General features: G+C 70.5%; 8 protein-coding genes. 4 read left to right on the forward strand and 4 right to left on the reverse strand.

Going from position 1 to position 9,400, the window contains the following annotated elements; genetic code table 11:
- Positions 1-6: 6 nt before the first annotated feature.
- Positions 7-1,059, forward strand: a complete 1,053-nt coding sequence (locus AB0I10_RS13645; protein ID WP_363152608.1) for a cysteine synthase family protein — start codon at positions 7-9, stop codon at positions 1,057-1,059.
- Between the two features lie 170 nt (positions 1,060-1,229).
- Here the strand turns inward: AB0I10_RS13645 and AB0I10_RS13650 are convergent, their stop codons facing one another.
- Positions 1,230-2,375, reverse strand: coding sequence for a CoA transferase (locus AB0I10_RS13650; RefSeq protein WP_363152609.1), 1,146 nt, complete (start codon positions 2,373-2,375; stop codon positions 1,230-1,232).
- A gap of 166 nt (positions 2,376-2,541) precedes the next feature.
- Between AB0I10_RS13650 and AB0I10_RS13655 the strand changes: the two genes are divergently transcribed.
- Together AB0I10_RS13655 and AB0I10_RS13660 are read left to right on the forward strand one after the other, a co-directional pair.
- Positions 2,542-4,179 (forward strand): AMP-binding protein, encoded by a 1,638-nt coding sequence (locus tag AB0I10_RS13655; protein ID WP_363152610.1) that lies wholly within the window; start codon positions 2,542-2,544, stop codon positions 4,177-4,179.
- 14 nt (positions 4,180-4,193) lie between these two features.
- Complete coding sequence (locus AB0I10_RS13660; RefSeq protein WP_363152611.1) at positions 4,194-5,243, forward strand: LLM class F420-dependent oxidoreductase; 1,050 nt, start codon at positions 4,194-4,196, stop codon at positions 5,241-5,243.
- A gap of 35 nt (positions 5,244-5,278) precedes the next feature.
- Here the strand turns inward: AB0I10_RS13660 and AB0I10_RS13665 are convergent, their stop codons facing one another.
- The 3 genes from AB0I10_RS13665 to AB0I10_RS13675 all read right to left on the reverse strand — a co-directional run bounded on the left by AB0I10_RS13665 (position 5,279) and on the right by AB0I10_RS13675 (position 8,098).
- Complete coding sequence (locus AB0I10_RS13665; protein ID WP_363152613.1) at positions 5,279-7,327, reverse strand: BTAD domain-containing putative transcriptional regulator; 2,049 nt, start codon at positions 7,325-7,327, stop codon at positions 5,279-5,281.
- Between the two features lie 96 nt (positions 7,328-7,423).
- Positions 7,424-7,588, reverse strand: coding sequence for a hypothetical protein (locus tag AB0I10_RS13670; protein WP_363152614.1), 165 nt, complete (start codon positions 7,586-7,588; stop codon positions 7,424-7,426).
- Between the two features lie 105 nt (positions 7,589-7,693).
- Entirely contained in the window at positions 7,694-8,098 is a 405-nt protein-coding gene (locus tag AB0I10_RS13675; RefSeq protein ID WP_363152615.1) for a hypothetical protein, read from the reverse strand.
- A gap of 135 nt (positions 8,099-8,233) precedes the next feature.
- On the opposite strand from AB0I10_RS13675, the gene AB0I10_RS13680 reads away from it, so the two are divergent.
- Positions 8,234-9,226 (forward strand): LuxR C-terminal-related transcriptional regulator, encoded by a 993-nt coding sequence (locus AB0I10_RS13680; protein WP_363152616.1) that lies wholly within the window; start codon positions 8,234-8,236, stop codon positions 9,224-9,226.
- Positions 9,227-9,400: the final 174 nt, after the last annotated feature.

Raw genomic sequence — 9,400 nt, forward strand, 5'->3', positions numbered from 1 at the left:
ACGTATATGACCCGATACGCATCGCCGCCGCTGACCGCGGACCCGACCGTCCGCATCGGCGGCACACCGCTGGAGCCCATGTGCGTACCGCTCGGTGAGCGGACGTTGCGGCTCTGGCTCAAGCTGGAGGCCGACAACCCCTTCGGTTCCATCAAGGCCCGTACGGCCGAGGCGCTGCTGTCCGCGCTGGAGGCGACCGGTGAACTCGGCCCGGGACGGCGGGTGGTGGAGTCCACCTCCGGCAATCTGGGCACGGCGCTGGCCGGGTTGTGCGCGGCCCGCGGCTACGGCTGCACCCTGGTCGTGGAGCCGAGCACACCCCGCAGCAGCATCGAGCGGATGACCGCCCATGGCGCGGACGTCGTGGTCGTCCCCGAGGTGCCCGGCGGCAGGACGCTCGAAGCCCGGCTGGCGGCGGTCCAGGACGTCCTGCGCCGCGATCCCGACGCCGTATGGACCGACCAGTACAGCAGTCCGGCCAACCCCGGTGTCCATGAGACACAGACCGCGGCCGAGCTGGTGAAGGCGGCCCCCGGCGGGTCGTACGACGCGGTGGCGGTGGCCGTCTCGACCGGCGGGACGCTCGCCGGTGTCGCCCGGTACTTCCGGGACCATCTGCCCGACGCGCGGATCATCGCCGTGGACGCCGTCGGTTCGGCGGCGCTGGGCGGGCCCCCGGCCGAACGCCCCTTCAAGCTCGCCGGTTTCGGCTCCGGCCGGGTGTCCGGCTTCGTCCGGCCCGGCGACTGGGACCACATCGTCCGCCTGCGCGACGAGGATGCCGTGGCCGCCTGCGCGCTGGTCAGGAAGCGCACCGGACGGTCGCTCGGAGGCAGCGCCGGGGCGGCCGTCCTCGCCTCGGTCGTACGGGCCGTCACCGATCCGTCCCTTCGGGAGATCGCTTGCCTCTGCCCGGACAGCGGTGAGAAGTATCCGCAGCTCAACGGCGGCCTGCCGGCCGGTCCCGGACGGGCCGACGACGAGATCACCGCCGCTCTGGACCTGCTGGGCCGCGCGTACCCGGACACCGCACACCCCGGAGAAGAAGCGGGCGTCTGAACATCTCCACACCGTCCCCGGTCAACACCGTCTCCGGTCAGCCGTCTCCCGAGTGAGGACGTGGAGCTGGGGCCCGGTCTGTCGCCGCCCCGCTGATCCGTCCTGCTCCATCAGCCGTAAGGCCCCGTCATTGACGGGGCCTTACGGTTTCGGGGGAGGAAAATGGTCTGTCAGCCGCCCAGTTCGGCCAGTACCTCGTCGGTGTGCTCGCCGTGCCCGGGAGCGGCGCCGCGCAGTGAGTCGAGCCCGGCCCCGAACAGCACGGGGAAGCGCACCTGCCTGCGGGGCCGGTCGGTCGCCGAGGCGGGCAACGTGCCCACCAGTTGCCGGTCTTGGACATGGGCGTCGTCGAGCAGCTCGTCCGCCGACTCGTAGACGGGCGCCCAGGGCAGGTCGAGCGCCGAAAGCGATGCCGTCCACCAGGCGAGGTCGCGCTGGGCGAAGACGTCCGTCAGCAGCGCCCGGACCTCCCTCTTGGCGCGGGTGCGGTCGGCCCTGCGGTCGTACGCGTCGTCGGTGAGCGCCGGGAACTCATCGGCGAACGCGCGCCGAAAGGTGAGCCAGAACTTGTCCTCGAAGGTCGCGAACGCGATCCGGCGCCCATCCGCCAGCGTGAACACGTCGTTGTCGCCGGTGACCAGCGGGCTGTCGACCGGATCTGCGCGCTCCAGCAGCGGCAGGGCGAGCGGGCCGCACCACGCGGCGGCGGCCTCGTGCAGCGACACGTCCAGATGCTGCCCCTGCCCGGTGGCCCTGGCCGCCGCGACCGCCACCGCGGTGGTGTACGCCGCGTACATGGCACCGGCCAGATCGGCCACCCGCACGCCCACCCGGTCGACGGCCCCGTCGGTGCGGTGCGGCACGGCGAAGAACCCCGACAGGGCGAGGAAGTTGAGGTCATGGCCGGGCCTGGAGGCGTACGGGCCGGTCTGTCCGAAGCCACTGATCGAGCAGAGCACCACACGGGGGTTGGCGGCGCGCAACTGCTCGTAGCCGAGCCCCATGCCCTCCATCACGCCCGGACGGTAGCTCTCCACCACCGCGTCGCTGCACCCGACCAGCCGCAGCAATGTCGCGCGGGCGGCCGCGTCACGCAGATCGAGCACCACAGAGCGCTTGTTGCGGTTCAGCGCGGCGAAGGCATCCGGATCGACCAGCCGGCCGTAGTCGCCGCCGCCGGGGCTCTCGATCTTGATGACGTCGGCGCCGAGATCGGCCATCAGGACCGTGGCGAACCCCCCGGGCAGCAGCCTGGACATGTCCAGCACGCGAATGTCGCGAAGGCCCGGCCAGTCTTCCGTCGGATTCTCCGGCATAAACACTCCCCACTATCAATTGAGCGCACGCTACCGATGATCCGGGGCCGGAATCTGGAGCGCACCTGAATGAATTGCTGCCTCTTTCTCTTTCTTTCCGCTGCCGGAAGAATCCGCCCTCAAAATCGTTTCACGGCCCCGAATCCCTCATCGCTAGGAGCCCGTTATGCCCACCGGACCCGGCGCCTCGTTGCGCCCGGCGGACCACCAGGTCCCGCTCTCCGACCGCACCGTCGGCGCACTGCTGCGCACCACGGCGGCCGCCCACGGCGACGCGATCGCACTCGCCGGCGTCCCGGACGACGGCGGCCCCCGGCGCCAGTGGACGTACCGCGCGCTCCTCGCCGAGGCGGAAAGCGTCGCGGCCGGAATCCTGGACCGTGTTCCGCTGGGCAGCCGGGTCGCGATCTGGGCGCCCAACATTCCCGAGTGGCCGGTATTCGAGTACGCCGCCGCACTTGCCGGGGTGACCCTGGTGACGCTGAATCCGACGCTCCGGGCCGGTGAATTGGAGCACGCGCTGCGCACCTCCGGCGCCGGCATGCTGGTGCATGCCGACCACAGCCGTACCTACGACATGGCGGAAGTGGTCGGCAAGGTCACCCCGGGACTTCCGGAACTGCGCCATGTGGTGTCCCTCGGCGACTGGGAGAGCCTGAAGGGCGCGAGCCCCCTGCCGTCCGACGAGGAGATCGCCACCGCCGGCGTCCCCGCACAGCTCCAGTTCACCTCGGGCACCACCGGCGCCCCGAAGGCCGTACTGCTGTCCCACCGGGCGGTGGTCAATGTCTCCCGGCTCACGTTCGAGGGACTCGGAGTCGAGGAGGGCGCCACCGTCGTCTCACCGCTGCCCATGTTCCACACCGCCGGCTGTGTCATCTCCTGCCTGGGGCCGCTGTGGAGCGGCGGTACGTTCACCCTGCTGGAGCGGTTCAGCCCCAAGCGGCTGCTCGATGTGCTGAGGGAGTCGCCCGGCGCCGTACTGACCAGCGTCCCCACCGTTCTCACCGCGCTCAACGACGCCGCGCAGAACGATCCCGGTCTGCCTGAGCTCTCCGCCGTCCTCACCGGTGCGGCGCCGGTCCGCGCGCAGCTCATCACCGAGACCGAGAGGCTCTTCTCCACCACCGTCTTCAATCTCTACGGCCAGACCGAGCTGGCGTCCGTGCTCACCCTCACCCGCCCCGACGACTCCGCCGAGCTCAAGACGAGCACGGTGGGACGACCGCTGCCGCATGCCGAGGTCAAGATCGTCGACCCGCGCTCCGGGGAGGTCCAACCGCTCGGCACTCAGGGGGAGATCTGCGCACGGGGCTACCAGCAGATGATCGCCTACTACGGCGACGCCGAGGCGACCGCGGCCAAGGTCGACGCGGACGGCTGGCTGCACACCGGTGACCTCGGCTCGATGGACGCCACCGGCACCCTCCGGATCGACGGACGCCTCAACGAGATCATCATCCGGGGCGGCGAGAACATCTCCCCCGCCTCCGTCGAGGAGATGCTCTGCGAAGTGCCGGGAGTACGCGACGCGGTGGTCGTGGGTATCCCGGACGACCGGTGGGGCGAGATCGTCGCCGCCGTGCTCCAGCCCGCGACGGGCGCATCCCTCGATCCGGCCGCCGTCCTCGCCCTGTGCACGGAGCGGCTGTCCCCGCACAAGATTCCCAGCCGGTGGTTCCTGGCCGGGGAGTTCCCGCTCACCGCTTCGGGGAAGATCCAGAAGTTCCGGGTCCGGGAAATCATCGCGGCCGGCGGCTTCCGCGAACTCGACGCCGGTGCACCGGCCTTCGACCACGCCTGACCACCGGGAGCGACATGAAGATCTCGATGCAGCTGCGCTACGACACGGACATCGTCGCGGCGGCCAAGAATGTGACCGAACTCGAAAGCGCCGGACTGGACCACATCTGGGTTCCGGAAGCCTACGGCTTCGACGCCCCCAGCTTCATGGGGTACATCGCCGCACGCACCAGCCGGGTGGAGATCGGCTCCGGCATTCTGTCGGCCTTCACCAGGACCCCGGCCCTGCTCGCCATGACGGCCGCCGGAGTCGACGCCTTGTCAGGAGGCCGCGCCCACCTCGGACTTGGCGCGTCGGGACCGCAGGTCGTGGAGGGCATGCACGGCGTTCCGTACCGCGCTCCCGTCGCCCGCACCCGCGAGACGATCGACGTCATGCGCGCGTTCTGGCGCCGGGACAAGCCCGTCACCTACAGCGGGGGCACCGTCCGGCTTCCACTGCCCGCGGGTGAGGGCGGCGGCCGCGGACTCGGCGTCCCGATGCGGCTGCTTTCCGCGCCCGTGCGCCCCGAGGTGCCGGTGTGGGTGGCGGCCCTCGGCCCGAAGAACGTGCAGATGGCCGCGGAGATCGCCGACGGCTGGCTGCCGATGTTCTTCGTGCCCGAGTGGTGCGACCAGGTCTGGGGCCCGAGCCTGACGGCGGGCGCCGCCGCCCGGGACCCCCGGCTCGGTCCGCTCCGCATCTCGGCGGGCGGTCTGCTCGCCATCGGCCCGGACGCCGCCCGTGCACGGGAAGGCGCCCGGGGCCAACTGGCCCTGTTCATCGGCGGCATGGGAGCACCGGGCCAGAACTACTACTACGACCTGGTCTGCCGATACGGCTATGCCCGCGAGGCAGAAGCCGTCCAGCGGCTCTTCCTCGCGGGCGACCGGGCAGGCGCCGCGGCGGCCGTACCGGACCAACTCCTGGAAGCCACCACGATCTGCGGTCCCGAGAGCTATGTGAAGGACCGGATCGCCGCCCACCGGGCGGCCGGGGTCACACATCTCCAGGTCGTCCCGGTGCCGGGCGAAGGCGAGACGGAGGCATCCTTGATCGCCAAGGTGAAGGAGCTGTGCGGCTGAGGAGGGGTCCGGCCGAGGAATCCGTCGTCACCGGATCACGCCGGCTCCTGGACGTGCAGCCGGGTGAGGGGAAGGAAGGCGTAATCGCCGCCGGACCGGGCCGGGCCTTCGAGCAACTGCTGGTCGACCAGCACCTCCAGGATGTCCTCGGCTTCCCGGACGGGGCATCGCAGCACCTCGGCGGCCGAGGCGATGGTGAAGGAACCGGCAGCGGCGGCGAGGGTGCGCACCGCCTCCCGCAGTCCCGTCCCGGGCGCCGGCAGGCCGCGGCCCAGCCGCTCGCGGACGTCGAGGTCGCCCATCACCAGTTCCCCCAGCCGGTACGCCTCGTCCTCCAGACGGTCCGCCAGCCGGGACGGCGTCCAGTGCGGCCGGCCGGCCAGCCGCATTCCGGCGATCCGCAGGGCCAGCGGCAGCCGCCCGCAGAGCCGGGCGATCCGCTCGGCGGCGTCCCGCTCGGCCAGCACCCGGGACTCGCCCACGACATGGGCCAGCAGCGTGACGGCCTGGTCGGCGTCGAACGGGGAGACCCGGAAGTGCCGTGCGCCTTCGAGACCGGACAGCGGCGCCCTGCTGCTGATGAGCAGGGCGCTGGTCACTCCGCCCGGCACCAGCGACCGCACGGCCTGCTCGCCCGTCGCGCCGTCGATCACCACCAGCACATGGCGCTTGGCGAGCAGCGCGCGGTAGAGGGCGATCCGCCCCGGCAGCCCGTCGGGAACCGCATCGGCCGGCACCCCGAGCGCCATGACGAAGCGGCCCAGCAGGGCGCGTACCTCGTCGGGTGCGCCGGTGCGCAGCTCGCCGTGGAGGATCCCGTCACGGAAGTTCGGCCGGGAGGAGGCCGCGACACGGGCGGCGAGGATGGACTTCCCCACACCGGCCGGACCGTACAGAGCGGCGACCGGCGCCGCGCCGAAGGAGACCTGCGGGCCCCGGCCGGTCAAGTGGTGCACGATGCGGTGCTGTTCGGGGCGGTCCACATAGTCGCGGATGCCGGGCGGCAGCTGGAACGGGCGGACCGGTTCTCCGCCGGCCGGCCGGGCGGCGGGGCGCGCGGCGGCGCGTTCCTCGTCGGCGCGGAGAATGGCCAGCTGTGCCGTGCGGAGTTCCTCGCCGGCACCGATGCCGCTCTCGTTGCGCAGCCTGCGATCGACCGCGGCGAACATCTCCAGGGCGGCGGCCCGCTGACCGGAGCCGGCCAGCGCGGTGCCGAGCCGTGCGTGCACTCCCTCGTGCAGCGGGTTGCCGCGGGCGATCGGCCGGAGGTGGTCGATGACGTCCTCGTACCGTCCCCGCGGCAGTACCAGGTCGGCCAGCCGCAGCGCGGACGCCACCCGTTGCTGGACGGACTCGACGGCGACCGGATGGTTCAGCAGGCTCCGCCCCATTCCCTCCAGTACCGGACCGCGCCACAGCGACAACACCTCGCCGAGCAGCGCCACTTCCGCTTCGGGGTCGCCCTCGGCACGTGCGCCTGCGGTCTCCCGGAGCAGCCGGCGGAACTCGAGCAGGTCCAGCCGGCCTTCCTCGGGCATCTGGAGCTCATATCCGGTGGCACGGCGCACGAGCAGCGGCTGTCCGCCGTCGGGGTCCGCGTGCGCCTCCAGCAGCTGGCGTATCCGGTACACATAGGTGTGGATCAACTGGCCGAAGGAGTCGGGGATGTCGTCGCCCCACAGCACATCGATGATCTCGTCCCGGTCCACGACCTGGTTGACGCGCAGGGCCAGCAGTCCGAGCAGGCTCTGCTGCTTCGGTGTCCCGGCGGTCAGTTCGACCGGGCCCCGGGACACCGAGAGGCGGCCCAGGATGCGCAGGACCAGCGGGTCGTCGTCCGTATAGACGGCCGCACCCTGGGGTGCCACACCGGGCAGGTGCGTGAACAGCCGTGGCTCGCTGAGCGCTTCGGCGAGTCTTTTGAGTGAGCTGGCCCGTGGCGACCGGACCCGGCCCTGCTCGATCTCGCGCAGGGCACGGAGGCTGATGCCGGATTTTTCGGCGACCACGCGCTGGCTCACGCCGCAGCGGGCGCGGGCGCCTCTGATGATGCTTGCGATATCTCTGTCGGTGATCGGCTTCATCTGCGAAACAAGCACTGTTCACTTCCCCCTCAGCGGACAACACGGCCGCCGGGCGAGGTCAGTGCCCGGCGGCCGTTCGGATCGAATACGACGGGGTCAGTCCCAGATCATGGAGTGCTCCGGGTCGTCGGTCGAAGCGGCGGCGCTGATGATGGCGGCGGGTCCGGACGGCCCCGGCACGGCAGCGTTCTGCACGATCAGGATCGGCAGCGCGGCGGCGGCGATGGCGGTCCGGGCGTCGCGGCAGGTGCGACGGAACATGACTATCCCCCTGAAGAACACGAAGTCTGATGCGCTGCCCCGGCACGGCGGCCGGCGGGAGCTGCATCGGTTTATCGGTGGTCCACCAGGGCCCTTGGTGTGACGTCAGTCTTGCGGCCGATCCGGCCGACCTGAAGCGTTTCCATCTGGCCGAAACCGGTCCCGGCCCGTTCCGTCCTTACCGGCGGTTCCGGCGTCGTCGGGGGTCTCGGCGAGCAGCCGGTTGTGGAACCTCGGCACCATCACGGCGCCGCAGGAGAGCAGGGTGTACTCCCCGAGCGGGCCGTCGTCCACGGCCCGCCGGGAGAGGCGCAGCGCCGTGCTCTCGGCGTCGTGCAGCCGCCGCAGGGCGTGAAACAGCCCGATGGTGAGCTGACCGGGGCCGGTTGCGTGCACGCTCACATGCTGGAGGGCGTCGCCGGGGACGGTCGCGGCCTTCAGCCAGGCAGCGATGCCGTCCGGGGGGCCTTGCTCGGGCAGCCCGCGCAGACAGACATGAATCAGGTGCATGGCACGACGATGGAGGTCAGAGGGACACCGACAAAGAGTTCCCCGCTGGCCGGTTCCGGCCAACAGGTAAACACTAGGCCTCCAGTTCGAGCCATATGCCATTATCGGCGAGAGATCGATTTTGGGAGGCGGACAATGCTGGAATTGCTGGGTCTGGACGCCCGATCGGAGGAAGTCTACCGATGCATGCTTGCCCACCCTGGCGCCGGGATAGCTGAAATCGCCGGGGTCACCAACCTGTCGGAACAAGAGGTCTGCGAGACCCTTGACTCCCTGAGTGGGCTTGCACTGGTCCGCACCCGGGAAGAAAGCGGAACACAGTTCCGGGCGGTGTCGCCCGAGTTCGGCCTGGAGATTCTCCTTGCCAAGCAGCAAGCGGAATTGGCAGTTCAGCTTTCGCGCGTGGAGGCGTCGCGAGCAGCCGCCGCGAAGCTCATAGCGCAGTACGCGGAGATGCACTCGCCGGCGGAGCCGAGCAGTACTTACCTGGTCGGCATCGAAGCGATCCGGGAAAAGCTCTCCACGCTGACCCGGAAGGTCCGCCGCGAGGTGATGTGTTTCGCTCCGAACGGCGGGCATTCCGAAAAGAGTTTGCGGGCCGCCAGGCCGCTGGATCAAGAACTTCTGAATCGGGGTGTCCGGCTGCGTACTATTTATTTGGACAGTGTGCGCAACAGCCCGCACACCACGGCCTATGCCGAGTGGCTGGCGAGCCAGGGCGGAGAGGTGCGCACAGCGCCGTCGTTGCCGGTGAGAATGATCATTACGGATGGTGAGTGCGCCGTGATTCCCACCAAAGCGGAGAACACCAAGGAAGGCGCTGTCGTTCTGTACGGGCAGGGCACCCTCACCGCGTTGACCGCCCTGTTCGAGAGCATCTGGGCTTCGGCCACCGTGCTGGGTTCCGCTTCCACTTCCGATTCCCATGGACTCACAGCGCAGGAGCGGGAGGTTCTGGAGTTCCTCTACGCGGGCCTGACCGACGAGGCCGTCGCGAAGCGGCTCGGGGTCTCGGCCCGGACCGCGCGCCGGATCGCCAACAGCCTGATGGAGCGCCTCGGTTCGCGCAGCCGCTTCCAGGCAGGCGCCCTGGCGGTGCAGCGTCACTGGCTTCCCTCCCACCCATGAAACGGCACCACCTGTCCTCCTTCGCCATGCCGGCGGTCCCCCTGCGGGGGGCGGATCGCCGTCATACGCCTCGCACCCGGACGTACCGCACTCCGCTCGCGACAGCCCTGGCCCACTGAGAGCCGCGAAGAGGTGCGCGCAGCGCCGTGCCCTCACCGGCCGGGATGTCCCGGC

Source organism: Streptomyces sp. NPDC050636, from assembly GCF_040654775.1.
GTDB lineage: Bacteria > Actinomycetota > Actinomycetes > Streptomycetales > Streptomycetaceae > Streptomyces.

What these genes read in the sequence shown, in the direction of transcription:
- AB0I10_RS13665 (WP_363152613.1), bottom strand. Translation starts at nt 7,327, where the DNA reads ATGAAGCCGATCACCGACAGAGATATCGCAAGCATCATCAGAGGCGCC.
- AB0I10_RS13645 (WP_363152608.1), top strand. Translation starts at nt 7, where the DNA reads ATGACCCGATACGCATCGCCGCCGCTGACCGCGGACCCGACCGTCCGC.
- AB0I10_RS13680 (WP_363152616.1), top strand. Translation starts at nt 8,234, where the DNA reads ATGCTGGAATTGCTGGGTCTGGACGCCCGATCGGAGGAAGTCTACCGA.
- AB0I10_RS13675 (WP_363152615.1), bottom strand. Translation starts at nt 8,098, where the DNA reads ATGCACCTGATTCATGTCTGTCTGCGCGGGCTGCCCGAGCAAGGCCCC.
- AB0I10_RS13670 (WP_363152614.1), bottom strand. Translation starts at nt 7,588, where the DNA reads ATGTTCCGTCGCACCTGCCGCGACGCCCGGACCGCCATCGCCGCCGCC.
- AB0I10_RS13660 (WP_363152611.1), top strand. Translation starts at nt 4,194, where the DNA reads ATGAAGATCTCGATGCAGCTGCGCTACGACACGGACATCGTCGCGGCG.
- AB0I10_RS13655 (WP_363152610.1), top strand. Translation starts at nt 2,542, where the DNA reads ATGCCCACCGGACCCGGCGCCTCGTTGCGCCCGGCGGACCACCAGGTC.
- AB0I10_RS13650 (WP_363152609.1), bottom strand. Translation starts at nt 2,375, where the DNA reads ATGCCGGAGAATCCGACGGAAGACTGGCCGGGCCTTCGCGACATTCGC.